The sequence below is a fragment of the Microcoleus sp. N9_B4 genome, assembly GCF_036701635.1.
Classification (GTDB): domain Bacteria; phylum Cyanobacteriota; class Cyanobacteriia; order Cyanobacteriales; family Microcoleaceae; genus Microcoleus.
This window is the reverse complement of record NZ_JAUBRC010000040.1, coordinates 20296-45793: the sequence shown is the minus strand read 5'-3', so window position 1 is coordinate 45793 and position 25498 is coordinate 20296. Positions and strand designations below refer to the sequence as shown.

At 45.6% G+C, this 25498-nt stretch carries 25 protein-coding genes; 10 read left to right on the top strand and 15 right to left on the bottom strand.

Annotated elements, in window-relative coordinates; translation table 11 throughout:
* The first annotated feature begins 91 nt into the window (after window positions 1-91).
* Window positions 92-1027: an SH3 domain-containing protein gene (locus QUA43_RS23215; RefSeq protein ID WP_333376781.1), complete on the top strand. Its 936-nt coding sequence runs from the start codon at window positions 92-94 to the stop codon at window positions 1025-1027.
* A 259-nt stretch (window positions 1028-1286) separates the two neighbouring features.
* On the opposite strand, the gene QUA43_RS23210 is transcribed toward QUA43_RS23215, so the two are convergent.
* The 6 genes from QUA43_RS23210 to groES form a co-directional block, all read right to left on the bottom strand.
* A complete protein-coding gene (locus QUA43_RS23210; protein WP_333376779.1) occupies window positions 1287-1715 on the bottom strand; it encodes a hypothetical protein in 429 nt (142 codons plus the stop codon).
* Window positions 1712-2374, bottom strand: coding sequence for a glutathione S-transferase family protein (locus QUA43_RS23205; protein WP_333376777.1), 663 nt, complete (start codon window positions 2372-2374; stop codon window positions 1712-1714). Before QUA43_RS23205 ends, QUA43_RS23210 begins: the two co-directional genes overlap by 4 nt.
* 61 nt (window positions 2375-2435) lie before the next feature.
* The gene (locus QUA43_RS23200) at window positions 2436-2804 is read right to left on the bottom strand and encodes a hypothetical protein (RefSeq protein ID WP_333376775.1); all 369 of its coding nucleotides are present in this window, start codon (window positions 2802-2804) and stop codon (window positions 2436-2438) included.
* Window positions 2805-2971: 167 nt separating this feature from the next.
* Window positions 2972-3283 carry a Tse2 family ADP-ribosyltransferase toxin gene (locus QUA43_RS23195; protein WP_333376773.1) on the bottom strand — a complete coding sequence of 104 codons (312 nt, stop codon included), beginning with the start codon at window positions 3281-3283 and terminating at the stop codon, window positions 2972-2974.
* Window positions 3284-3552: 269 nt separating this feature from the next.
* Window positions 3553-5193: a chaperonin GroEL gene (groL, locus tag QUA43_RS23190; RefSeq protein ID WP_333046934.1), complete on the bottom strand. Its 1641-nt coding sequence runs from the start codon at window positions 5191-5193 to the stop codon at window positions 3553-3555.
* 145 nt (window positions 5194-5338) lie between these two features.
* A complete protein-coding gene (gene groES, locus QUA43_RS23185; protein ID WP_332945088.1) occupies window positions 5339-5650 on the bottom strand; it encodes a co-chaperone GroES in 312 nt (103 codons plus the stop codon).
* Between the two features lie 424 nt (window positions 5651-6074).
* On the opposite strand from groES, the gene QUA43_RS23180 reads away from it, so the two are divergent.
* From QUA43_RS23180 to QUA43_RS23150, 7 genes are all read left to right on the top strand, one after another.
* On the top strand, window positions 6075-6500 hold the full coding sequence (locus tag QUA43_RS23180; protein WP_333376771.1) for a ferredoxin: 426 nt from the start codon (window positions 6075-6077) through the stop codon (window positions 6498-6500).
* 649 nt (window positions 6501-7149) lie between these two features.
* Window positions 7150-7800 carry a response regulator transcription factor gene (locus QUA43_RS23175; protein WP_333376769.1) on the top strand — a complete coding sequence of 217 codons (651 nt, stop codon included), beginning with the start codon at window positions 7150-7152 and terminating at the stop codon, window positions 7798-7800.
* A gap of 338 nt (window positions 7801-8138) precedes the next feature.
* Window positions 8139-8660, top strand: a complete 522-nt coding sequence (locus QUA43_RS23170; protein ID WP_006633075.1) for a LabA-like NYN domain-containing protein — start codon at window positions 8139-8141, stop codon at window positions 8658-8660.
* A gap of 181 nt (window positions 8661-8841) precedes the next feature.
* On the top strand, window positions 8842-10482 hold the full coding sequence (locus QUA43_RS23165; protein WP_333376767.1) for a 2-isopropylmalate synthase: 1641 nt from the start codon (window positions 8842-8844) through the stop codon (window positions 10480-10482).
* Between the two features lie 142 nt (window positions 10483-10624).
* Window positions 10625-11425 (top strand): class I SAM-dependent methyltransferase, encoded by an 801-nt coding sequence (locus tag QUA43_RS23160; protein WP_333376765.1) that lies wholly within the window; start codon window positions 10625-10627, stop codon window positions 11423-11425.
* A gap of 46 nt (window positions 11426-11471) precedes the next feature.
* Window positions 11472-11762, top strand: coding sequence for an antitoxin family protein (locus QUA43_RS23155; RefSeq protein WP_333376763.1), 291 nt, complete (start codon window positions 11472-11474; stop codon window positions 11760-11762).
* Window positions 11756-12229: a type II toxin-antitoxin system VapC family toxin gene (locus QUA43_RS23150; RefSeq protein WP_333376761.1), complete on the top strand. Its 474-nt coding sequence runs from the start codon at window positions 11756-11758 to the stop codon at window positions 12227-12229. Before QUA43_RS23155 ends, QUA43_RS23150 begins: the two co-directional genes overlap by 7 nt.
* A gap of 90 nt (window positions 12230-12319) precedes the next feature.
* Here QUA43_RS23150 and hisC read toward each other — a convergent pair whose 3' ends face one another.
* The 4 genes from hisC to QUA43_RS23130 all read right to left on the bottom strand — a co-directional run bounded on the left by hisC (window position 12320) and on the right by QUA43_RS23130 (window position 16171).
* Window positions 12320-13366: a histidinol-phosphate transaminase gene (hisC, locus tag QUA43_RS23145; protein WP_333376759.1), complete on the bottom strand. Its 1047-nt coding sequence runs from the start codon at window positions 13364-13366 to the stop codon at window positions 12320-12322.
* 73 nt (window positions 13367-13439) lie between these two features.
* Window positions 13440-14153 (bottom strand): glycerophosphodiester phosphodiesterase family protein, encoded by a 714-nt coding sequence (locus QUA43_RS23140; protein ID WP_333376757.1) that lies wholly within the window; start codon window positions 14151-14153, stop codon window positions 13440-13442.
* On the bottom strand, window positions 14150-15004 hold the full coding sequence (locus tag QUA43_RS23135) for an alpha/beta hydrolase (protein ID WP_333376755.1): 855 nt from the start codon (window positions 15002-15004) through the stop codon (window positions 14150-14152). The genes QUA43_RS23140 and QUA43_RS23135 overlap by 4 nt, the downstream gene beginning before the upstream one ends.
* Before the next feature lie 102 nt (window positions 15005-15106).
* Window positions 15107-16171: an esterase-like activity of phytase family protein gene (locus tag QUA43_RS23130; protein ID WP_333376754.1), complete on the bottom strand. Its 1065-nt coding sequence runs from the start codon at window positions 16169-16171 to the stop codon at window positions 15107-15109.
* Between the two features lie 273 nt (window positions 16172-16444).
* Here QUA43_RS23130 and QUA43_RS23125 point away from each other — a divergent pair, with 273 nt between their 5' ends.
* A complete protein-coding gene (locus QUA43_RS23125; RefSeq protein WP_333376753.1) occupies window positions 16445-17767 on the top strand; it encodes a tetratricopeptide repeat protein in 1323 nt (440 codons plus the stop codon).
* Between the two features lie 70 nt (window positions 17768-17837).
* On the opposite strand, the gene QUA43_RS23120 is transcribed toward QUA43_RS23125, so the two are convergent.
* Window positions 17838-18359, bottom strand: coding sequence for a GNAT family N-acetyltransferase (locus QUA43_RS23120; protein WP_333376751.1), 522 nt, complete (start codon window positions 18357-18359; stop codon window positions 17838-17840).
* A gap of 451 nt (window positions 18360-18810) precedes the next feature.
* On the opposite strand from QUA43_RS23120, the gene QUA43_RS23115 reads away from it, so the two are divergent.
* On the top strand, window positions 18811-20880 hold the full coding sequence (locus tag QUA43_RS23115) for an ABC transporter ATP-binding protein (protein WP_333376749.1): 2070 nt from the start codon (window positions 18811-18813) through the stop codon (window positions 20878-20880).
* Between the two features lie 145 nt (window positions 20881-21025).
* Here QUA43_RS23115 and QUA43_RS23110 read toward each other — a convergent pair whose 3' ends face one another.
* The 4 genes from QUA43_RS23110 to QUA43_RS23095 all read right to left on the bottom strand — a co-directional run bounded on the left by QUA43_RS23110 (window position 21026) and on the right by QUA43_RS23095 (window position 25319).
* A complete protein-coding gene (locus QUA43_RS23110; protein WP_333376748.1) occupies window positions 21026-21244 on the bottom strand; it encodes a hypothetical protein in 219 nt (72 codons plus the stop codon).
* Between the two features lie 144 nt (window positions 21245-21388).
* A complete protein-coding gene (locus tag QUA43_RS23105) occupies window positions 21389-22606 on the bottom strand; it encodes a DNA double-strand break repair nuclease NurA (RefSeq protein WP_333376746.1) in 1218 nt (405 codons plus the stop codon).
* Window positions 22607-23013: 407 nt separating this feature from the next.
* Window positions 23014-23808, bottom strand: a complete 795-nt coding sequence (locus QUA43_RS23100; RefSeq protein WP_333376744.1) for an HAD family hydrolase — start codon at window positions 23806-23808, stop codon at window positions 23014-23016.
* 305 nt (window positions 23809-24113) lie between these two features.
* The gene (locus QUA43_RS23095) at window positions 24114-25319 is read right to left on the bottom strand and encodes a transposase (protein ID WP_333376743.1); all 1206 of its coding nucleotides are present in this window, start codon (window positions 25317-25319) and stop codon (window positions 24114-24116) included.
* Window positions 25320-25498 lie beyond the last annotated feature (179 nt).

The window sequence follows — 25498 nt, the reverse complement described above, 5'->3', positions numbered from 1 at the left end:
ATAAAGCTTTTTCGTGGAAGACAAATCGATTTTTTTGCTATATTGACGTGCAATTAAGATAATGATTGTGGTTAAGTGAGGAGTTGAACGGATGAAAAACTTGAATTGCTGGAACAAACCCGCTGCATTGCTGGGCGCGATCGCGATCGTAGCCGGAAGTTTGCAGGCGAATGCCATCGGTGTTGCCGCCCCATCAACATCCACTGTCAGTCAAGATGCGGAAAATATTTCCTTTGAAGATAGCGCCACGTTTCAAATAGCCCAGGCTGGCAACCTTTGCCGCAAAGTCACTCCAAAAGAAGGTTTGACGGTTCGTCAGAAGCCAGACCCCAAATCCCCTAGAGTTGGCGGGGTAGCACTTAACACACAGGTAACGCTGTCCCAAGGTGCTACTTCTGTTAAAGCCTCCGACGGTCGCCTCTGGATTCAAATTACCGCTCCCGTCACAGGGTATGTGGCTAGTGGCTATCCCAACGACGAAAGTAATTTAGGTTCGTGCACAATTAGTCAAACTCCTTCCCCAAGTCCCGCACCAGCACCAGCACCAGCACCAGCGCCCGCACCCGCCCCAGCACCCGCACCAGCGCCTGCACCCGCAGCAACACCCGCACCCGCACCAGCGCCCGCGCCTGCACCAGCACCCGCACCAGCGCCCGCGCCTGCACCAGCGCCCGCACCAGCGCCCGCACCAGCGCCCGCACCAGCACCTGCACCAGCACCTGCACCAGCGCCTGCACCAGCGCCTGCACCAGCACCTGCACCAGCACCCGCACCAGCACCAGCAACGGGCCCAGTAAGTCTGTGCCGACAAGTAGAACCTCGCGTAGCGCCGAGGGGTCTAGCTATCCGCACTGAGCCTTCAAAGACTTCTGCTGTTAAAGGCGGTGTACCGGCTAACGGTCAAGTAACGCTTGTACCGAATTTCCAGTTAGTGAAAGATAAGAATGGAGAAAACCGCAATTGGGTTGAGATTTCAGCCCCTGTGGCGGGATTCATCTCGGCGGGAAATTTAATCATGTGCAAGTAAACTTCTGAGTTCGATCGCTCTTTTTGACTAAAAGAGCGATCGACACCGAAAATAGTTTTAAGATTGTCGCGCAGCCAGGGAACAACGCCGATCCCAGACTGCTTCTGGGACTTACGCATGAATAACTTATTTCTATCGGGAAGCAGCGGTAGCGAATCTTTCTGTGCCTCTGTTTTTCGTCGGTTGCATCAAGTCCTAGCTTGGTTCCTCGCAACGCACGCGGGATGAATGAATTTAAGGAAAAGGCCGATCGACCTTTCTACCTACAGAGGCCGCTTGCCCAATCTTGGTGTCCGCGATTTGGTTGACACTTCGATTGTCGGCCAATCCAGACAATTTCCCACTTATTTTGCCTGAGTCTGAGTTCGATGCGGTGTCGCATTGCAGCAACAGAATCGTCAGCTAAACCGATGACTGTATGTACAATTACTGCTGTTTCTCGCGTGGGATATTCAACCAAAATTTGCTCGCTTTTTCGGCCTTCAGATTCTTCACCGAAAATAAAGAGTTTTGCGGCGATATCTTTGGGTTTGGAGACGGTAATTTTGCGATCGGCAACGAACTGTTTAGCGTTAATTGCTTCGTAGTTCCATCGGGCGGCGGGCTGTCCCATTGCTGCGATAGGAATTTGGATGCAGGCGATAACAGCTAGGAAAAAGAGCGATCGCTTGACAATTGATTTGTTCATGAGGCTTCAGATTGTGCGAGAAATTTTTGTCTCCTTGATGCGAAAGCCGCCAAATCTGCCTCGGTGAATTGAGTTTGCTGCCATGAGGGACGCGACATTAGTCGATCGCACCAAGCTTGAATTTTAGGATAGCCGTCTAGGGACACACCAACCCAAGATAGCAAGGGCACGACGGTGCCGGCAACGCACTCGGCAAACGTGACACTGTTGCTAGCGAAAAAAGGGCGATCGTCCAACAAACCTTCAAAGAATTTCAACACAGTATCGACTTTTTCCTTAGCCTTTGCGATTTCCTGCGCTTGGGGAGTTCCCCATCCCATTTTTTCACTGCTGAGGGGGTAAAGTGCCGGCGCAAGTTCGTTAACCGTGACCAATTCTACCATTTTCACAACTGCCAAATCTTGCGGATCTTTCGGCAGCATTGCCGGTTCTGGATACTTCGTTTCTAGATAGTCAAGAATTGCCAGAGACTCGACGACGGTGAAGTCATCATCGACCAAAACAGGGATGCGGTGAAAAGGATTCATTGCGACAAACTCAGGCTGCAAGTGATCGCCGTCCAAGTGGATTTCTACTAATTCAAAGTCGAGGTTTTTTTCTAAGAGGGCGACCCAGACGCGGCGGGAGTTGGCGGAAATGGGAGTATGGTAAAGTTTCATGGCGGTTGCTATAATCAAAATATCATCATAACAAACTTCTAAAGATGCTATTATTGGCTGATTATTGGCTGATAGTGACTTCCTGACGCACAGACGAGGTAATAGCCTCTACTAGAAATAACCGCTCGCTAACTGACAATTTAAGCGTTAATTTCACTAATTCTTGAAAAGATAAATTTTGTGAATTTTCCGAATAATTATCCTTTCGATCGGGCGAAAAACTATCATCAGAACTTAAAGGTTTGGTATTCTGCTCTAAAGTTGTCGTCATGTCTGCGTGGAGAAGCTCTAAAAATTTAATATCGTTCCCTAGATCGGCAGCCTCATCCTCATCTACATCTTCAATTACTTGCAAACGTTTTTTATAGGCATTGATTTGATGTTCAATGGCTTCTATAATAAACCTTAAATCTTTAAATGATAAATTCATGATACTTGCCTTGGTAAGAATAAATACTCATTGGCCGACTTGAGTTGAAAATACCCAAAAGATTATTTTTTTCGATGCAGATAATTTGATATAAAAAACTAATCAAATATACTATTAATTATATTAGGAGGTTGGGTTTATCTACTTACACCCAACCTCCTCTTAACTTATTCTATTTTACAGAAAAATGTGCCTATGAGGTGAAGTGCCTCTTTGTATTTTTCTAGAGTCATCGGTCTACTGGGCTGGAATAACCAATGACCGGGACGGTCATTCACTAATTCCAGTTCTGGTGGAATGTCAGTGCTGAGGTCTAATTTATACCAATTTTTTCCTGAGCCTGGACTCTCAAAGGTTGATATTCCTTCTGACCGAGACATTCCTCCTGACAACCTTCCTTCTTCTAAAGTAGGCATAACCCATAATTCATCTTGCTGTTCATAAACGGTAATATCTTTATTGGGTCTGACATTATCCATTCTAGGTGAACTAGCATTCCCCTGTCGATACAGCGCAACGGGTGTTTTAGGCATCTTTAATCTTCTGAAATTGTTGTACAAAATTAACGGTCACGCAGGGTTAGGTTTTTGGGCCTAACCTCGCATGTGAGTACAGAGGCACGGGGCCTTAGAGATTGTGCGTTTAGTTAATTTCGCTTCAGAGAGAGTTAAAGTTATGCCTACAGTAAAAGCACTTCCCAAAATAACAGAGCGGGCCCTAAAGCCCGCCCCATCAAACGATCGATTAATTAGTAATCGAAGTCGCCGCCGCCCATGCCGCCGCCAGCGCCAGCAGCAGCGCCATCCTTCGGTTCAGGCTTGTCAACGACGATGCACTCGGTTGTCAGCACCATACCAGCAATAGATGCGGCATTTTGCAGAGCAGAACGAGTCACCTTCGCAGGGTCAACGATACCAGCTTCAAACATATCGACAAACTCATTTGTCGCTGCGTTGAAACCAACGTTGAACGGCTTTTCTTTGACGCGCTCAGCAATCACAGCGCCGTTCAAACCAGCATTTTCAGCAATCCGCTTCAGAGGAGCAGCCAGAGCCCGTGCCACAATCAATGCACCGGTCAATTCTTCGCCCTTCAGGCTGCTGTTAGCCCACTCTTCCAATTGAGGAGTCAGGTGAGCCAAAGTTGTACCGCCACCAGGAACAATTCCTTCTTCTACTGCAGCTTTGGTTGCGTTGATGGCATCTTCAAGACGCAGTTTGCGATCCTTCATTTCGGTTTCGGTAGCCGCGCCGACTTTGATCACTGCGACGCCGCCAGCCAATTTGGCCAAACGTTCTTGCAGCTTTTCTTTGTCGTAGGAAGACTCGGTTTCGTCCATTTGACGGCGAATTTGTTCGCAGCGGGACTTAACGGCGGCTTCGTTACCTTCGGCAACAATTGTGGTGCTGTCTTTGGTGATGGTGATGCGGCGGGCTTTGCCGATCATGTCGAGCTTGGTGTTTTCCAGTTTCAAACCGGCATCTTCGGTGATTAGTTGACCGCCGGTCAATACGGCGATATCTTCTAACATGGCTTTGCGTCGATCGCCAAAACCGGGTGCTTTAACAGCAGTCACGTTCAACACACCGCGCAGTTTGTTGACAACGAGGGTAGCTAAAGCTTCTTTCTCAATGTCTTCTGCAATGATCAACAGCGGGCGGCCGGAACGAGCTACTTGTTCGAGCACGGGTACTAAATCTTGTACCAGAGCGATTTTCTTGTCTGTCAGCAAGATGAACGGTTCTTCTAGAATCGCTTCCATCCGTTCGGTGTCGGTGACGAAGTAGGGAGAAATGTAGCCTTTGTCGAAGCGCATCCCTTCGGTGATTTCCAATTCGGTGGTCATAGACTTCCCTTCTTCCAGGGAAATCACGCCTTCCTTGCCCACCTTGTCCATTGCGTTGGCAATCATTTGGCCGACTTCATCGTCGTTACCAGCAGAGATGGAGCCGACTTGAGCGATGGCTTTGGAATCTTCTACTTGTTTGGCGTGTTCGGCAATTTTTTCTACCAAAAACGTGGTTGCTTTGTCAACACCGCGCTTGAGGGCGATCGCATTTGCGCCGGCTGCTACGTTACGCAGACCTTCTTTGACCATGGCGTGAGCCAAAACGGTAGCTGTTGTGGTACCGTCGCCTGCTGCGTCGTTGGTTTTGGAAGCTGCTTGACGGATCAGGGCAACGCCTGTATTTTCTACGTGGTCTTCTAGTTCGATTTCTTTGGCGATGGTAACACCGTCATTGACGATCTGAGGAGCTCCGAATTTCTTTTCGAGAACCACGTTACGGCCTTTGGGGCCGAGGGTTACGGCCACTGCTTCGGCCAAAATGTCCATACCGCGTTCGAGGGCGCGACGTGCATTTTCGTTGTAGATGATACGCTTAGCCATAGTTTTTGGGGATGAGAGGGTTTGAGATTTTGAATTGGGGATGATGGATTTTAGTCATTTGTCCCGTGTCATTAGTTGTTTGGCGGCGTTCGCTTTAAACTAATGACTGATGACTGATGACTAAGGACTGATGACTAATGATTAATTAGTTAACGATCGCCAGAATGTCTTTTTCTGCAAGCAAGACGTATTCGTCTGTGCCGAGTTTGATGTCGGTGCCGGCGTACTTCGAGTAGAGAACTTTGTCGCCGACTTTGACTTCCATTTCAATGCGGGTGCCGTCGTCATTGCGCTTGCCGGGGCCCACGGCCGCGACTTCGCCTACTTGGGGCTTTTCCTTAGCTGTGTCGGGCAGAAGGATGCCGCCGGCGGTTTTTTCTTCGCTAGCGCTTACTTTTACGAACACGCGCTCGCCTAACGGTTTAACGGTAGAAACACTCAGTGATACTGCTGCCATAAATAAATCTCCAGATTATAGATTGTCGTGAGTCAGTCGTCAGGGGTCACGATGAAAGCAACAGCGGACTACTTACAACTGACATATTAGCACTCTCGACTCCTGAGTGCTAATTTAGCTTTAGTCAGGGGCGATCGCAACTTACTTGTCAGTACGGGTTCCCGAACCGAGCATGAGTTGGAGGGAAGGAGAGGGGGAGAGAGGGAGAGAGGGAGAGGGGGAGAGAGGGAGAGGGAGAGAGGGAGAGAGGGGAGAGAGCCTGAAGCCAAAAAGCCCGGATTTCGACTTGTTATGCCTTTAAAACTTGCCTCTTGCTTGCCCTCAATTTCTGAATTGTAAAAAACCTACCCTTGAGAGGGGAGGGAGTGGGAGCTGGGGTGATGACTTTAGACCGCTAACCAATTACTTTTGATTGATGAAGACAATGACAGAAAATAACGAGGAATATTGCAGCCAAAGCTTGAGCGCTTGCGTCCAAAGCCTGGGAATCGCTCAAATCGAGCGGCATATTTTTATCTGTGCCGACCAAACCGTGCCCAAGTGCTGCGATCGGCAAACCAGTCTGGAGGCGTGGAATTACTTAAAAAAACGCTTGCAAGAATTGGGGTTGGACAAGCCAAGTGCCACTCGACCAACCTGCGTCTTTCGCACGAAAGCCAATTGCCTGCGAGTGTGCGCGTCTGGCCCGATTATGGTAGTCTATCCAGACGGAGTGTGGTATCGCGACGTTACTCCACCCGTCATTGAGAGAATTATTCAGGAACATCTCCTAAACTCAAAGGTAGTTCAAGAATACGCTTTCTTGACTCATCCTTTGCCAGTGCCTGCTGAGGCCGAGCCAAACATTTAAGTGTAGCGCTGTTTAAAGTACAGGGTTATAGGTAAAGTGTTAAATTTAAGGTTAAGGGTGAGAATTTGAGACAGTTTGGCGTCCGGGCGATCGCACCTGCTACAGCTCAATAAAACTGTAGTTAGGTTCTTGTCTTCCTTGTGCGGCTTCCCGTGTTCCTTGTGTTTCTCAAAAGGTACAGTAAAAAAAATCGATCGGAGGAACTGTGAAATTTTGTGCAAAAATTTCTCAGTGGCCGACACTAAGCAGGTTGCCAAACTACACTAGAAACAGTTAAATACTTAAGTAGGGAGTCTGCTTAAATTTCTCTATATCAGAAGTATCATTTAAAACCGGGGCATTAACCTGAAATTGAACCGATCGAGATTAAATATTTAACTTGGGCCCTGTTACGGAGTCTCGAATCAATCAAGGCCGATCTTGATAGGGCGATCGTCCATTAAAGGTTTGGGCTGCATTCCAGGTCGTAAGACACTCACAAACAGCCGTCGATTATAGGTTGGAAAGCGGTAATACCCGCCCCGCTTTCCCTCACCGCCATCGCTTCAGTCGATCGTCGTCCTCCACTCCCAGCCGGGTGGCGGGGGACTGACCGAAAAAACCGAAGTGAAAACAAGGAAGTGTGCGGGATACTTTAGCGGGAATAAACATGACAAAGGACAATAATTCAGGAGAACAAAAACGGCTGATGCTGGTTGACGACGACCCCAATTTGATCTTGCTGGTCAAGGACTACTTGGAGTTTCGGGGTTACAACGTCATTACAGCAGAAAACGGCAGAGACGCTCTGGAAAAACTAGAACAAGAAGTTCCCGACTTGATTATCTGCGACGTGATGATGCCGGAAATGGACGGCTACACTTTAGTCAAACACATCAGAGAAGACCCTCGCACGAGCTGGATTCCGGTTCTTTTCTTGTCCGCAAAAGGTCAAAGTTCAGACCGAGTAAAAGGCTTGAGCACTGGGGCTGACGTTTATATCGTCAAGCCTTTTGAACCAGAAGAACTGGTAGCCCAAGTGGAATCTTCTCTGAAAGCAGCATCCCGCTTGATTCGCCACTCAAATCCCGGTATGGACAGTGGCCCAAAAATTAAGGCGCGCCGCAATGTCGAATTGACTCCCACTGAGTTAAAGGTGGTACAGTTGCTAGCGCAGGGTATGGCAAACCGCCAGATCGCAGACGTGATGAATGTCAGCCAGCGGACTATCGAAAGCCACGTCAGCAATATGCTGGGCAAAACAGGTCTGCACAACCGGACAGAGTTAGCTCGCTGGGCTCTTGAAAGCAAAAAGGCTTAAGCGGAGGTAGTCTGCGCTATGAAATCAGGGGAGCAAAATCTACTGCTATGCGCTGGGCGTATGCCTGCTTGGCGGTAGGGCGGTGGGCGCGGTAGTTTGAAGGCGCAATTAACCTTGACACGGCAGCCGGTATTGAGTTACTAGGCGTATAGTTTGTGAGGGCCCCTCGCTCAAATGCAAGCAGGGTTAAAAGAACCCTCTGGCGGTAGAGCCGAAAATATGAAATACTGGGGAGATGGAGTTTTCTGAAGTCTAATCTATTGCCTCAGTTAGCTCCATGTTGCTAAAATGTGATATTTAGATTAACTTCTTTCTACAATTATTAGGTCTAAGTTTCTATGACAAACTTAATGAACCGCCTTTCTATTTTTGTGGACGGGAACAATATGTTCTACGCTCAACAAAAGAACGGTTGGTTTTTTGATCCTCGCAGGGTGCTCGAATATTTCAAAACTTCGCAGCCGAATGTCATCTTGATCAATGCTTTCTGGTATACGGGTCTGAAAGACCCCCAAGATCAAAGGGGATTTCGAGATGCTTTGATCAGTCTAGGTTACACGGTTCGCACTAAAATTCTTAAGGAATATTACGACGATGCTTCGGGCAGATATTCTCAAAAGGCTAATTTAGACATAGAGATTGTGGTTGATATGTTTAATACCGTGGATCAATACGACCAAGTTGTGCTGTTTAGCGGGGATGGGGATTTTGAGCGGGCGATCGAGCTACTGCGATCGAAAAATACTCATATTACTGTGGTATCAACCGAAGGAATGATTGCTAGAGAGTTACGAAATGCTACAGATAGGTATATAGACCTAAATGAAATTAGGGAACATATCGAGAAGATGGATTATTAGTCAGTAGTTATTAGTCATTAGTCATTAGTCATTAGTCATTAGTCAGCAGTCATTAGTCAGTAGTTATGGGTTATGGGTTATTAATTATTCGTTATTGGCGTGAGACAGGGGACTGGTGACTGGAGGCTAAAAATCCAGAAAAACGGACAAGTAAAAATCAGGAAAACACTTTTTTAGAGCTATGAAAACTCAACCAAGTCAAGACCGGATTATTATTTTCGATACGACTTTGCGGGACGGAGAACAATCTCCGGGTGCATCTCTGAATGTGGATGAAAAGCTGACGATCGCTCGCCAGTTAGCGAGATTGGGCGTGGATGTGATTGAAGCGGGTTTCCCTTTCACCAGCACGGGAGATTTCGAGGCAGTCCAAAAAATAGCCCGATCGGTTGGCACAGAAAATGGGCCGACAATTTGCGGTTTAGCGAGGGCGAGAAAGGAGGATATTAAAACAGCAGCCGAGGCTCTGAAACCAGCAGCAAATGCGCGAATTCATACGTTTCTGGCTACGTCCGATATTCACTTGGAATATAAGCTGAAAAAGACGCGGGCTGAGGTTCTGGAAATTGTGCCGGAAATGGTGGCTTACGCTAAGTCTTTTGTGGATGATGTGGAGTTTTCACCGGAAGATGCTTGTCGATCGGAACCGGAGTTTTTGTATCAGGTTCTAGAACGGGCGATCGCCGCCGGTGCGACTACTGTTAATATTCCCGATACTGTAGGCTACACGACTCCGAGCGAGTTTGGGGCTTTGATTCGGGGAATTAAGGAAAATGTGCCGAATATCGATCGCGCAATTATTTCGGTTCACGGTCACAATGACTTAGGATTGGCTGTTGCTAACTTTTTGGAAGCTGTGAAAAATGGCGCCAGACAGTTAGAATGCACGATTAACGGGATTGGCGAACGGGCGGGAAATGCAGCTCTGGAAGAGTTGGTAATGGCCCTTTACGTGCGGCGCCAATATTATAATCCGTTCTTGGGCAGGCCTGCGGATTCTGAGGAACCGCTGACAAATATTGACTCGCGCCAAATTTACAAAACCTCGCGCTTGGTTTCCACTTTGACGGGGATGTTGGTGCAGCCAAATAAGGCGATTGTCGGAGCAAATGCTTTCGCTCACGAGTCGGGAATTCACCAAGATGGGGTGCTGAAAAATAAGCGGACATACGAGATTATGGACGCTGAGTCGATCGGCTTAACTGAAAATCAAATCGTCTTGGGCAAATTATCCGGCCGCCACGCATTTCACACTCGCTTGAAAGAGTTGGGTTTTGAAATGGCCGACGATGAGCTAAATAAGGCTTTTGTCAAGTTTAAAGATTTGGCAGACAAGAAAAAAGAGATTACTGATTGGGATTTAGAGGCGATCGCCAATAATGAAGTGCACCAAGCACCGGAACTGTTCCGGTTAGAATTGGTGCAGGTTTCCTGCGGCGACAAATCTCGCCCGACAGCAACCGTAACGGTGCGGAATCCGGCGGGCGAAGAATTGACCGATGCTGCGATCGGCACTGGGCCTGTGGATGCGATTTACAGGGCAATTAACCGGGTGGTAAACGTACCGAACGAGTTGATCGAGTTTTCTGTACAGTCGGTAACAGCGGGCATAGATGCGATCGGCGAAGTAACAATTCGCTTGCGCCACGAAGGCAAAGTATTTTCCGGTCACTCAGCAAATACCGACATTATTGTAGCGTCGGCAGAAGCATACATCAGCGCTTTAAATCGCCTGTATCAGGCCTTGCAGCATACTACTGAAAAATCCTCGGAACAGCCAAATCTGATCAGAAATGAAGTTGTTGCAAAAGCACAGCGCTGATAAATTTATTGTCAGCCATTTTTCTTGAAACAAACCGCAGACGAACCCAGATCGAAGCAGATAAATCTCAATTAATCTGCCTTTATCCGGGTTTATCTGCGGTTTAAAATTACTTTTTTTACTAATAACCAACTCTTGAAAAATGCAAGACGAAACTTTAAAAAAAGAGCGGCAATTCCACGATGCTTGGGCATCCACAATCGATATTGACGGCATTCGAGTTAATGATTACTTTGAAGCTTGTACCGCCCCAGAAAATAGATTTATCGTCCAGCAAATGGGCGATATTACAGGTAAACGCCTGTTAGATTTAGGCTGCGGCGCGGGAGAAAATAGCGTTTACTTTGCCAAAAAAGGTGCGAATTGTGTGGCGGCTGACTATTCTCAGGGCATGGTAGAAGTTGCTCTGAAATTGGCAGAGAAAAACGGCGTCCAAATAGACGGCTGCACGGTGAATGCAATGGCTATGGATTTCCCGGACAATAGTTTTGATATTGTTTACGCTTCTAATTTGCTGCACCATTTACCGGAACCTGAAAAGGCAATTCGCGAAATGCACCGCGTGCTGAAGCCTGGGGGTAAAGCTTGTTTTTGGGACCCGATGAAGCACAATCCCGTGATTAATGTTTACCGCAGGATGGCAACTGAGGTGCGGACTGAGGATGAAAGTCCTTTGGATATTAATATTGTGAATGTGGTCAAGTCTTTGTTTTCGGAGACGGCTTATGATACGTTTTGGCTGACATCGCTTTGGATTTTTTTGCGCTTTTATTTGATAGAAAAAGTGCATCCAAATGAGGAGCGTTATTGGAAAAAGATTATCATTGAACAAGAGAGATTGAAACCGGAATACTCTCGGCTAGAAGGGTTGGATGGCTTTTTGAAGAAGTTGCCTTTGATGAAGCGCTTGGCTTGGAATTTGGCTGTGGTGGCAACGAAGTAATTAAAAGAAGTACAATAAGTCAAAGCATTTAATTAAGAGGCTAATTATGCCAGAAACTATTGCTGCTGTGTACGAAAACGGGGTTTTTCGTCCCCTGAGTCCTTTGTCATTGAATGATGGGGAAACTGTGCAAATCACAATTGTAGCGGAAGTGTCGCAGCGCCAAAAGTCGATGATTAAGATGATGACAGAAGGGCAATTGGTGCCTTTTCCAACAAAACAGTTTAAGCTAGATGCAGCCGCAGAACAAAAGCGGCGCGAACTGTTTGAAAAACTGAAGGGAAGAGTGGGGAAACCTCTTTCTGAAATCGTTATTGAGGATCGCGGCCCGTGGTAAATGCCTATTTCTTAGACACCAGCGCTTTGGTTAAACGGTATGTGCCCGAATTGGGAAGTAATTGGATTCAATCAATTACTCTTCCAGCAGCAGGTAACTTTCTCGCGATTTCTCAGATTACTTGGGTGGAGGTATGCAGCGCTTTTTCACGCCGTCAACGAGAGGGTAGTCTATCTGTCGATGAGGTTGACCAACTTATGGGAGATTTTCGCACGGATTTTGACAACCAGTATGAAGTTCTTGAAGTCGATCGCACTTTGATAGAAACAGCGGGTGCACTGGTGATGCAAAACCCGCTGCGGGCTTATGATTCTGTGCAATTAGCGTCAGCTTTGCGGGTTCAATCTACTCTCGTTCGTTTTTTCGTGCCAGATACTCAACTGGTTTTTGTTTCGGCGGACAAGAGATTGCTGGATATTGCTCATTCAGAAGGGTTGGCTATTGATAATCCTAATAATTATCCGTAATCAAGCTGTTTCTAGTGAGGAATGCAAGTCCTCATAAAAATTTGAGGACTTGCATTCCTCATTACAAACTAATTTTAGTGCGATCGCTCTTTATAGGATTTCTTTCAAAGTTTTAACTAAGATTTGATTCTGTTCATCAGTACCTACACTAATCCGCAATTTGTCTTCCAATCGCGGCTGATTGAAGTATCGAATCAATATTCCCCGTACTTTGAGTGTTTGATAGAGCCTTTCTGCATCGCCGTTTGGTGGCCTAACTAACAAAAAGTTGGTTTGCGAGGGCCAAACGTCAAAGCCTAATTCCTTGAAGCTAACGGCTAGTTTTGCTCGCGAAGCCTTAATCTTTTCGGCGTTGGCTGTTTTGTGGTCTTGATCTGCGATCGCACCCGTCGCCACTGCATAGGCTAAAGCATCCACATTATAGCTGTCTTTGACTTTATTTAATTCAGCCAGCAGAGCCGGATTTGCTATGGCAAAACCCAGCCTCAATCCTGCTAGGGAATAACCTTTGGAAAGCGTCCTCAATACTATAACATTACTGTACTTTTTTGTCAATTCCAAAGCATTATTTTCTGCGAAATCTACATAAGCTTCGTCGATGACAAGAATGCCCGATAACTCTTTAGCCAGTTTCTCCAAATCTGCAACAGATATGGCTGTTCCCGATGGACTGTTTGGCGAGGCTACAAATGTCACTGCACCCTGGGCTGCTATTAGCAAATCGACTGGTAACTTGTAGTCGTCGGGATAAGGAACTTCAACAAATTCTGTATCTTGAATTTCTGCCAAAGTGCGGTACAATACATATGTAGGTGAGGGACAAACAATCTGTTTCCCAGATTCCCCCACAGCGCGAACTATCAAGTTTAATAAATCGTCGCTGCCGTTACCTACAACAATCCAATCCTCAGCAACTCCCAAAACTTTACTAGCAGCAATGCGGAAAAGTTTGCCAGTTGGATCTGGATAGCGGCGCAGCATTTCTCCGTCTATTTCCTGAAGCACTTTTAAGGCTTTGGGAGAAGGCGGATAGGGATTTTCATTAGAATTTAGTTTAATAATTTTTGTGCCTAGCGGTGGCTGTTCCCCCGGCACATAGCCAGACATTTCGTGGATGCTTTTGCGAAAGTAATTCATCTATTAAGTGAGTTTTGTGGAACGGGCATCTTGCCCGTTCTTGATAATGGCGCAAGATATCAAGTTAAAAAGATTATATCAAACAATTAGTGACTATCCGCGTTATACCCAAATCAATTAACTTTTGCATATCCGCTCGATCGTCCACCGTCCAGGCCACAATGTCCACTCCCTGACTCCGGCTTTCTTGAATTAGCGCGGGGTTTTCCAGCAACACGCGATACAGACTGCTAATCAAATTATCCTGATGGGCTACAGCTTGAGCTAATTGAGTTTTGTATGCTTCTAGATTAGCAACAATGTGTCCGATCGCCAAATCGCCAGATAGCCGCCGCACTTGTTCCAGAAATCCCTCGTTAAAGGAGGTAATAACGCATTTGTGTTGGATTTCTTCGCCCTTCAAAGTATTGACAAAATCCGCGACATCTGCATCCGACCACTCGCAGTGCGGCTTGACATCAAAGTAAAGAAATTTGTCAACATTTTTGAGGATAGCTAATGATTCTTTTAAGGTAGGAATTTTTTCTTGTGAAAATTCATCGCTAAACCATTTTCCCGCATTCAGTGTCTGCAATTGAGACAGGGTTGTTTCCCTAACTTTGCCCGAAACTCCAGTGATTCTATCTAATGTTGCGTCGTGAAAAATCACTGGTACGTTGTCGGCGGATAGCTGGATGTCAAATTCGATCGAATGAGCTCCACGGGCGATCGCCAGTTCAAAAGCTGCTAAAGTATTCTCCGGGGCGATCGCCGAAAATCCCCGATGTGCGATAATTTCTAGATTCACTGTCTTCTACCCTCTAAAAAATCTGCCACAGTTTGATTAAAAGTTTCCGGTTCAGTCAAAAAAGACCAGTGATTCCCAGGTACTTTTGCAACGGTAAGATTTTTCAAGTATCTCTTGTAGGGCTGCATTTGCCAATCCATGCGATTTACGCCTTTTTCCGGCTGTAGGAACAAAGTCGGTATCTCAATATTTTCAGTTAAACCGGCAACTTTCATCACTTCTGCAAATATCTGATTTCTGGCTGCAATCGTAAATTTACTGCCCCACTTTCCGTCTGATTTTTGTTCGATTTGGTGTTGGAATACCCTTTGCTGCACGTCACTCCAATCTGCGTATTCTCCCGATTGTTTGGCTGCTGCTTCTGCTTGGGCTAAAGTCGCAAACGGGCCCACACATTTGAGACAGTCTAATTTTCGGTAAACAATTGGCAGCGTGAGTTTCATCGCGGCGGGCAGTTTGGTGATGAAGATGGGGTCTACTAAAATCATACTGCAAAAGCGATCGGGATTTTGCCTCGCCCAAATCGGTGCTAGTTTTCCCGTCCAAGAATGTCCTAAAATGTGGGCGTCTGGCCAGTTGAGATGTGCCATCAAAGCTTCTAAATCTGCGATCGCACTTTCAAAAGTATAGCCTGTTTTCGGTTTGCTACTTTCTCCGTGACCGCGCATATCGGGCGCTACAATATGATAGCGGTTGGACAAGTAATTGCCCAAGCTAGTCCAGACACACGCACTATCTGCTAAACCGTGCAGCAGCAGCAAACGGGGAGATTTTTCTTTCCCAGTTTCTGGCTGCCATTCTAGGTAGGAAAGTTCGATTTCTGGCAAGTGCAAAGTCTTACGAGTTGGCATGACTGGCGGTAGTTAATTACTCTGTTGAACACTCGGCGGTTGAAACCGCTGCTATACAAACGAAGTCCGCCTTCGCGGACTAAAAAATAAGGCGTCCTAATACTAATTTTGGGTTTTCAAACTCAACAAAATAAACTGAGTTTTCTGCGCTTCATCAAAATTGTCGTCGCTGACCAAAACTACACTCTGGCTGCCGTCGGGCAAGCGCGGGCCGAGGGTCATTCCCTCTAAGTTATATAGCGGAATTCCGAGTTGGCTTAAGTCTAGCAGCAACTTTTTCCTAACAGGTTCTACCATTCCCACTCGTCCTTTAAAACTCTGAATTCTCGAAGTATCTGTAGCCGCCCCAACCGCTACTTGATAAATCCTAGCGCTGTATCCCGACAGCCCAAAAGAACGTTCTAAACTCAAAATCTGACCGCCACCGATTGTTACTAATTCTGTTAAACCGTTCAAAATAGTCATGGGAACTTGGTCGAGAGTGTAAAGATTTTCTGAGACTAATTGCGGCGTTTTATCGACGATGATATAATGTAAAATACGGAGTTTGCTTGCCTGTTCGGGGTCTAAATCTTGCATTAACGGCGCTTCCGTAGCTGCGAACAAACGAAACGGATCGAGACCGCCCGGACTAAAGGTTTCTGGGTCGATGGTTAAAGATTCAAAACCTAAATTGTCCACCACTCCTTGCTGCTGTTTTTCATCGCTGGCATCGGGAATATAGCGCTTTGGTATCGGCAAATTTCCCCGCATTTGCCCTGTTTTGAGGTCAAATTCACCGAGAAAAGGAGGGATGCCAACATGAGTAACGCCTTCGCTGGCGACAAATACTGAGTTGCGGGGAGAAAGGGCGATGCCTTCGGGATTGATGGAACCCCAAGAGAAGGTTTCACCGTCTGCTTTTTTGAGGGAGGTAACGCCTTCAACGGTAACTTTTTTCAGGCGAATATTTGCTGGGTCGCTTGATGTGAGATCGAGTCGGAGACTGTAAAATCTGGCTTCTCCGTTTTCGCTGGGGTCGTCGGAAAGAGCGTAAAAGCGATAAGCTTTGGAAGTGACTGCGCTAATACCTTTGGGGTCGTAGGTAATTCCTGACAAACCGCCGACTGGTACTCCTTCAAAATTCATTTTTGGCAATTGGTACTCGCCCAAAAATTCTAGAGACATTTCTGGAAAAGAGCGGTCTTTTGCAACTGCGGGAGGGGGGGCGCAAGCTGTGCAAACAGTTAAGAGAATTAGGGCTAGACTGAATAAGCGTAAAATACGTTGGCGAAGCCCGCCCCTACGGGGGCTACGCCAACGAAGAGGATCGCCCAGCGTCTTTAAATCCCAATAATTGCTCAGTGCGGTGACATTTATTTTGTTGCTCTTGTTGAACAGTTTGCTTTTGTGCCATCTTTGTAACATAATTTATACCGTTTTGTAGATATGCAAAACTTGATGTTTCCAGAAAAGATGCCGAATCGCGGCAACAAAATTTTAAGAATGAGAAGTTCTGTGCCAATTGGGTGCTTGCTTTTCTTGTGGCTGTGTGCTGGTTCTATTGCTAGCGCCCAAACTAATCCACCAGGCCTCGATCAATTTTCTCCTAATCCTCTAGAAATTACCACACCCGATCCCCTAGCTCCCGCTAACGAATCTTTGAGCAGCACTCAGCGGGACGAACTGACAGCGGCTTTGGAAGAGTTAAACTTAGAAGCAGCGGCTAAACTGCAAGCTGGAGACGGCGCTGGTGCTTTTGAAATTTGGTTCCGAGAATTGCGGCTGCGGAGGTATCTGGGGCCGGCGGCGGAAATTGCTGCTTTGAGTCGGGTGGGAAGTTTTGCTTGGAGTAACGGTAAAAACCTCGAACTACAGCTTATTACCAAACGGTTGCAAGCAATTCAAAAAGAAGTCAAATCCCAAGTACCACTTAATACTGAGTTGCTCCCCGCCTTCGCTGCGGCTTTTCAGCAGGTGCGCGCTAAAGGGCCGACTGTAGAAGTTTACCAAGAAATTCTCGAAAATGCGCGCCAAAACCAAGATATATTGGCTGAAGGTCAGATTTTGAAGGCGATCGGGCTAATTCACATCAATTGGTTGAGTTACGATAAAGCTGCTCCGGTGTATGAGGAATTGGCTACTTTAATTCAGGAAAACCGCGATTTATTTGCTGCTAATTCTGCTGTGCAAAATTCTGCTGTAGTTGCGGGAAACGGTGCGCCGCCGCAGCCTGTAACTCCTCCAACTGAGGTAGATACCCTGAGACAGTTGGCTTACGTTTACCAGCAGTCGAAACAACCCCTAAAGGCGATCGCAGCCAGGGAAAAACTAGCATCAGTGTATGTCAACCTGCAAAATCCCAGCGCTATACCACCGCTCAAAATTGCGATCGCCAGTGATTACCAAACCATAGGTCAAATCAATTTAGCAGCTCAATACTATCAGGAAGCCTACAATTTAGCCGTCCCCATTCAACAGTATGCCCAAGCTAGTGAAGCTTTGGATAAATTAGCTTTACTTTACCGATCGCAAAAGCAGTGGGAGCCGACTTTGCGGATTTATCAAATGCAGTTGCTGTTAGAAGAGCGGGCTTACAATTTCTACGGATTGATGAACACTTATGACAATATCGGTCAAGTTTATCAAGAGATGAAGGCTTACGATAAAGCTTTGGAATCCTATCAAAAAGGGTTGGACGTGGCTAAAAGATTGGGACACAGACAAGAGTATTTTGCTAAGAAAATTCAAAAAGTTAACAAGCAATTGCAAAGAACTTCGTAGTTGTCAGCAGGCAATAATGCCAATTTGCAATGTGAGTAATTTAAATGCAGTAAGGTGTGCAATGCACACCCTACAAAACTACTTTTGACTCGTAGGTTTCTCGGGAGATAGAGTAATACAGTACATCAGTTTCGTAATAACGAGCATTTTTTTCATATTTCATGCCAACTTTCTGTATCACGCGCTGAGAGGCGATATTTTCTGGTCGGGCGATCGCAACTATTCTATCCAAATTTAATATTTTAAATCCATAGTTGAGACTAGCAAAAGATGCTTCTGTCACCAATCCTTGATTCCAATAAACTTTGTCTAGCGCATAGCCCAGCTCAACTTCCGGTGTCTGATCCAGAAAAGCAAGTCCGCAGCGACCGATCAATTTACGGTCTATTTTATGTACTAAAGCCCACATTCCGAAGTTGTTTTGTTCCCAACGTTGGAGCATGGTATGAATGGCGATTTGTGTTGCTTCTCTAGTTTTAACTCCTGTGAGGTATTTCATTATTTCCGGATCGCTGTAGATGCGGTACAGGTCATCTAAGTCGTCGGGCGTAAATTGTCTCAGATACAATCGGGCTGTCTCTATTTCGTGCATAATTTATCAGCAAAAAGTCTAATACAATTTCCGTGGGGCAACGGTTAAATGTAAAATCAATCTCTTTAATGCAGTGAACTGCCTTTTAAAAACCCAGCATTTGACACAGTAACTAAAACCAGTGGCAAACTCTATGTCTAAAGGCATAAAGTGGCAAGTAGCGGGTATCCGCAATTGTAATAAATATGGGTGACTGAGCGCTGTATGGTTGGATAATTTGCTGGATCTGTAGAAGATTTCTTAATTTGACTGACTCTATTTGCTACAATTATTAGTTGGATATATTGTACAGCTTTTTTGCTCAAAGCTGATCGAACTGATCTCGCCAGCCCGCCCTACAAGCCGCGCCGCGAAAAAAAGCTCGATATCCTCAGAAAAAGAAAAAGCCGCCGAATTTAGCAGCATAATAGCTTCTGCAATCTAAAATCTAAAATCTAAAATCTAAAATCGGATGACAACTTCCTCACCAGTAGCAGATACCAAAAACAAATCCGGCCAGGAAACAGACTGGCGGTTATTCATGAGGTTGGCATCTTACGCAACCCGCAGCAAACGCTTGTTGATTATTTCGATCGCACTATTAGTACCGCTAGCAGTCTCAGGAGCAATTCAACCCATTCTCATCGGACAGGCAATTTCGGTAATTCGCTCGGAACCTACCTACGAATTCTTACGGGGATTGTCTCTATCTGCTGCATTGAATATTTTGGCTATTTTGCTCATGCTAACTATAACACTTAGATTAGCACTGCAATCACTTCAAGGCTATTTAGTTACCAAAGTAGGGCAAATAATTACTACAGATATTAGAAATGATTTGTTCGCCCACGTCACATCGCTAGCAGTGAGATTTTTCGATCGCACTCCGGTCGGTAAATTGATGACTCGCCTCACCAGCGATGTAGAAGCTTTGGGAGAGGTTTTCTCTTCAGGGGCGATCGGCATTGTCAGCGATCTATTTTCAATTTTAGTAATTGCCATTTTCATGTTTACCATGCAGTGGCAACTGGCTTTAATGTTGGTGCTGATGATGATACCAATTACCGCAGTCATAGTTTATTTCCAGTACCAATATCGCATAGCCAATTACAATACCAGAGAAGAACTTTCCGAACTAAACGCACAACTGCAAGAAAACCTGACTGGTATTGGCGTAGTGCAGCTATTCCGCCGCGAAAGGTTCAATTCACAATTGTTTCGCGTGACCAATAAACGCTACATTAAAGCAGTTGACAAAACTATATTTTACGACTCAGCCGTATCTGCGACATTAGAATGGATTGCTTTAGTGGCGATTGCAGCCGTTTTGTGGATGGGTGGTCAAAGGGTTTTAGCCGGTAATCTTAACTTCGGTACTCTCTCGGCATTCATTTTATTTGCTCAGCGTCTCTTCGATCCGCTGCGGCAATTTGCTGAGAAATTCACTGCAATTCAAGCAGGATTTACCGCTGTCGAACGCATTAGCGATATTCTCAATGAACCGATCGAAATTAAAGATCCAACCAGCGGGAAGAAGGAAGGGCACAACACCGATTTTGACACGGATACACGGATGTTTGAAGGGAGAGGGAAGAGGGAAGAAGGAAGAAGGGCAGGTTATTCACCGTTGTTGATAACTGGACATCCAGAGGCAACGGCTTACAACTTGTCTCCGTTCGATCGAGAATTGCCAGATAATCATCAAAATCCAGCAAGTTCAGAATATCGTTTAGTGCCTAACAATCCCCAATCACCCCCCGCCAACCCCACCTTGCTAAGGGGAGGAGAAAATGCAAAATCGCAGAATTCTGAATCGGGAGAAATCCAATTTGACAACGTGTGGTTTGCTTATAAACAAGACGAATATGTCCTGCAAAACCTCAATTTCACCATCAAATCCGGCGAAAAAGTAGCATTAGTTGGCCCCACCGGGGCGGGCAAAAGTTCGATTATCCGTCTCCTGTGCCGCCTTTACGAACCTAGCCGAGGACGGATTCTGGTTAATCATGTGGATATTCGGGATTTGCCTCAAGCAGAGTTACGCAGGCACATAGGCGTAATTATCCAAGATGGCTTTCTATTTGCTGGTGACGTGAAGAGCAATATCAGCCTGGGAGAAAGTTACTCGATTGAGGAAATTCAAGCAGCAGCAGAAAAGACTAATGTTGCCCGTTTAATCGAACAATTGCCTCAAGGTTATGATACGCAATTGCGCGAACGGGGAACCAATCTTTCGGGGGGACAAAAGCAATTATTAGCGTTTGCTCGCGCCGCTATTCGCAATCCCAGTATTTTAGTTCTAGACGAGGCAACGGCTAGTTTGGATGTGGGGACGGAAGCTTTAATTCAAGAAGCTCTAGAGCGTTTGATGGCGGACAGAACGGCGATAATTATTGCCCACAGGCTCTCGACTATCCGAAATGTCGATCGTATTTTAGTTCTCAAACGCGGGCAGTTAGTAGAATCTGGTAGCCACGAAGAATTGTTGCAGCTAGAAGGTTTGTATGCCAGTTTGTACAAGTTGCAAATGCTGGGAAGTTAATATATGAAGGAAGGCACGACACGGATTTTGACACGGATACACGGATGAATTATCGATAATAGGGAAAATTATCCGAATACCCAGATACCAGACTTCTTCAAGTCTGGTATCTAAAAGAATCTAAAATCTAAAATCTCAAATCGGCTCACTTGCCCGAAATTATTTTACCCAGGGTTTCGGGCAAGTGAATTATATGTTGAAACAACTGATTGGGGCCGATGCCAAACAATAACTGCATCGCCAGCACAATTGCTGCTAAAGCAATCGCTGTCCCGATGCTGGCTTTCAACACTTTAAAAGCCCAATTAAACACCAGCCAAGATACAAGTAACGAAGCAATTAAGATAATTAGTTCTATTGGCATATAACATTTTTAACTCTATTTTAACTCTACATAACTTACGCAGCAATCCCAAAGCAACCGGGTTTTTTATCTGTGTTAAAGGCTTAAATGCCGTATTTCCGTAAAAACCCCGTTTCTGCGTCCAAGATTACTCTACTTATTACTTTAAGCAATACTGCCGCGCTTCCGTGTTTCCTTATACGAAATTCCGACATTTTTTAAGCCGGCTTTAATCATTTGCTGCTCTAACAAAGCGAAAAAGCGACTTCGATCACCCCCCGTGACTACCGCTTGATTGTGAGCTTCTGCTAGCGTCACCGGATAGCCGCCTCCTTTGTGTACTTGAGCCAGCATCATTCCTAATGCTAAATCTAGCTGTGCTGTATCTTGTGCTACCCATTCCGGCACTTCTATTCTAGCAATTTCTGTGCCGACGTGAACGTAACAGAAATAGACGGAATTAAGACCGTACAAATCTAAAATTCGAGCTTGGGATTTCCACAAAGGGCTTCTTTGTCCCGGTGACAGGATTGTTGCCCACAAGATGGCATCGCGCAAAGGTTCAAATTCTTGACAAGGTGCTTTTTCGGCGAAAGAAATTGTGGCGGCAAATCCCACGTTTGGGCAATTTGTCATGCAGTCTGGTACTTCGTGGGTGCAAGCTTCAAATCGTAAAAAAGATAAGCTTTCGCTGCTGCGAGAAGCGCTTAAGTATCCTAAGAGGGGAATTCCTGCTAAACGCAACTTGTCCCAAGATTCTAAAATTGGCAGCAAAATTTGATCGCGCGCTTCACTTGGTAACTGTTCCAAAAACCAATAAATCAGGGAACCGTCTACCATTGCTAAAGCTGGCGCGGGCAATTTATTGTCGTTAACTTTTGCCCAATTGCAGCCCATTTCTGCTAAGGCAATTGCTTCGGAAACTGCGCGCCGATATCCCATCCATTCTTCGGTTCTAATTCCCCACTGTCGCGAACCGTACAAGTCTTCGGGTTTGTAGAAAACCTCGGGCACGCTGTCTAAAACTGGGTGGCGGCTTTGTCCGTAGTGCAGCATGACTGTGCCGACGTTTAGCAGGTAGCAGTAGGCTATTTCGTGATGGTTGGGGGAAATTTGCGATCCGTCTGTGGCGAAGACTGTGTGGGCGGCGGGGGGTGCGGTGATGTAGGTGCGATCGGACAATGGCTCGATCGGCGTTGCAGCATTGAATAAAGTGCGATCGCGCCAATTCTCTTGCAATTCCACCAATTTTTCCTGTTCCGCTGCAGCCTTTACCAGCAAATTCTGAGCCACTTCCAAACGCTGGCGAGCGGCAGCCGCTTCCACATTCAAATGTTGGCTCATTCCCTGCATTGCCTTGGCTGCTTTAGTTAAATCGAGCATGGGTTTTAAGTCTCAATATTAGAAAGCTTTCAAGCTGAGAAATTATCAAAACACTTTTCAAACTTTGGGTGCCGAAGCTTGGTTTTTTGTCATACACGCGGTTTGATAAATTAAAATACTTCGTGCCCGCCCGCATAAATAGTGAAAAAACCATTTTTTGAGTTCAAGAGTACCTGCAATAGTCTAAAAAAAACATTTTTTTTAGACTATTGCCTTGCTTTTTTGAGGGATTTCTGTTATATTTATCTTATAATGGGATGGTGGCAAAAATAATATTTTTGCCACCATCCCATTATATTAAAATACCATGTCTACGCCGCAAAAGTCAACAAAAAAGATGTAAAATTTTGTGATTTTTTTTGACTCTGAAAAGCGAAAAAAAATCCCACCTGTAAACAAATCTAACATCAACAGTCGATCGGCAGCCAAGCGGGAAAATCTCCGGCAAACTGCGACAGAGAAAGCAATTGAACTGGTGGATTTTGAGCCACAGATTCCCGTTCTGGCAAAGTATTGTAACCCCAATCAGCCAAAAATAACCTCACCTGAGATAAATCCGGCTGCTGCTTCACCGACAGCAAAGTTTTTAACCTATCTTCCACAAACCAAATAGTCGAATCTTTGCCAGACGCTGCCAAAAATTCCCGCAAAATTTGGTGTTTCGGCTTGTTGTATTCCTTGCCAAAAATCAACTCCGACGGCATTTTTACGCCTGCTAGCTGCAAAAGTTCCCGCACAAAACGACCTTCCTTTGTAGTGACGATCGCCACTTTCACCGAACTCTCCTGCAACGAGTGCAACCGATCGGCAACCCCTGGATAAAAGCGGTGCAAAGACAGCCACCCAGCTAAATCCTCAGCAATCCAATTATCCCGCAATCCGTCTAACATAGCGCCGACAGACTGCGCTTTCAAATTATTTTCGGTCAACAAATACGGTACTATATTCGGCCACTCTAGCAAAATTTGCTCTGGGGAAATTCCTGTCAGTAGTGCGCGGATCAGCAGCGGCATTTCCCAACCGGTTTCTATGGCTGGGCGCACTCGGTAAAAACTCAAAGCTAAATCTGGATCGGGCACTGTTTCGACTGGTTTCCAAATTTGACAGTAGGTACGCCAAGCTGTTTGGAAATATTCGATTAGTCCGTCACAAATCACACCGTCAAAATCAAGAGCTAGAATTGTCGGAAAGTTATTAGCCATCAATCGATTTTAGATTTTAGATTTTAGATTTTGGATTGAAGAATTGAAGAATTTGAGAATTGAACAAAGCGATATCATATCATTTCCGGTTACACCGGAATGATGTTGACTGTTGACGGTTGACTGTTCACTGTTGACGCCGTGAACAGTGAACAGTCAACCGTCAACTCGAATTTACTATTCCGATGCTAACGGATTTGATATCACTGATGAATCCGGGGACTTGTTATCGGATACTATTTTTTGGTTGTGCCAGGATAAAGACGGGGGCTTGTACCCTGGCTGCTTTCGGTCACTGGAGTAAATTACCCAGCACTGACCTGAGTACAGGTACAGTGTGGGCTTTCAATAGCCCTGAAATGATCTTGCAAATTGCAAAACAATCTCGAACCTTCGGGCTTATTTACGAAAGCCCCAATAGCAGCAATATTTTTGCTACCGTTTAAGTCTGCGTCACCTTTCCAGCCACAATGACCACAAGCAAACTTTTTACCGTTTCTATAAGATTCACCCTGTACAGGGTGAATATGATTGCATTTGTGGCACATTTGGCTAGTGTATCTAGGCTCAACAAACAAAATCTTTACGCTATGCTTTATAGCTTTGTAGATTAGGAATTGGCGCAACTGAAAGAATGCCCAGCTATTGCTAATTCTCCGCTCTTTTTTCGAGCGTGGCTGCTGATTTGTGCGCTCCCTAATTCCCGTCAAATCTTCCAAAGCGATAATTTGATTTTTGTTTTGAGCTTTCGTTACGATACGGTAACTGATAGTGTGATTTACCAATGTCTGAAAGCGCTTTTCCTTGCCCGACAACCGTTTCAACAATTCTCGACATCTACGCCGAGTGCTCCGTGTGCCTTTCGTGGCTTTTCGCTGCATATTTGCTCTCAACTTGGCATAATGATTTCTAACTTTGGTAATTTGTTTGCCGCTAAATGTATCTCCATCAGAAGTAACTGCAATATCAGTCCTACCCAAATCACAGCCCAAAATTTGATCGCTTGGCGGAGGCTCGGCTGGCTGAGATTCAAGCTGAATATTGAGATAATAACTACCATTTTTGCGTTTACACAAAGTAGCAGTCTTGGGGTTTTGACCTTTCAGTAATCCAAGTTGGTAGTTCCCGATAGCCAGTGCAAACCGCTCCCTACCACCAGTAGTAGTCAAACTTACTGTCCAATCTTTCTCCCTGAAAGAAAAGATACGAGCATCGTAAGTGACGCTAGTAGGAGCAAATTTATTGACCAATTTCCTATTTTTTTTTGCTGTTTTTCTGTTACCAGAAACTCGTCTAATAGCATGGATTGCCCACTGCGCCGAAAGTCCAAACATATCTCTGACATCGTGATATATCAAAGATTGCATCGCCAATTCATTTGTCAGGGTTGGCGACACAGTTTGATTCACATATTCACAAGCACTCGCGAACGCCTGAAGGGTTGCATCAATTTTGATGGACTGCTCAGGCGCTACTTGGAGCTTGCAAGATAGTGTCAGGACTTGTTTCATGACAAGATTGTATCACTTATTGAAGAAATTCTGTCTGCGTTTATAGATAATTTGTTCAGCTCTTGAGCCTCACGCGCATTCGTCCCGTCACTCAAGGTCGTACCGTGTTTGGTGCGGGACTCCTGCTGTCTTAGTTGAAGAATTGAAGAATTGACTGTGCAAACAATCAGCAATGATTG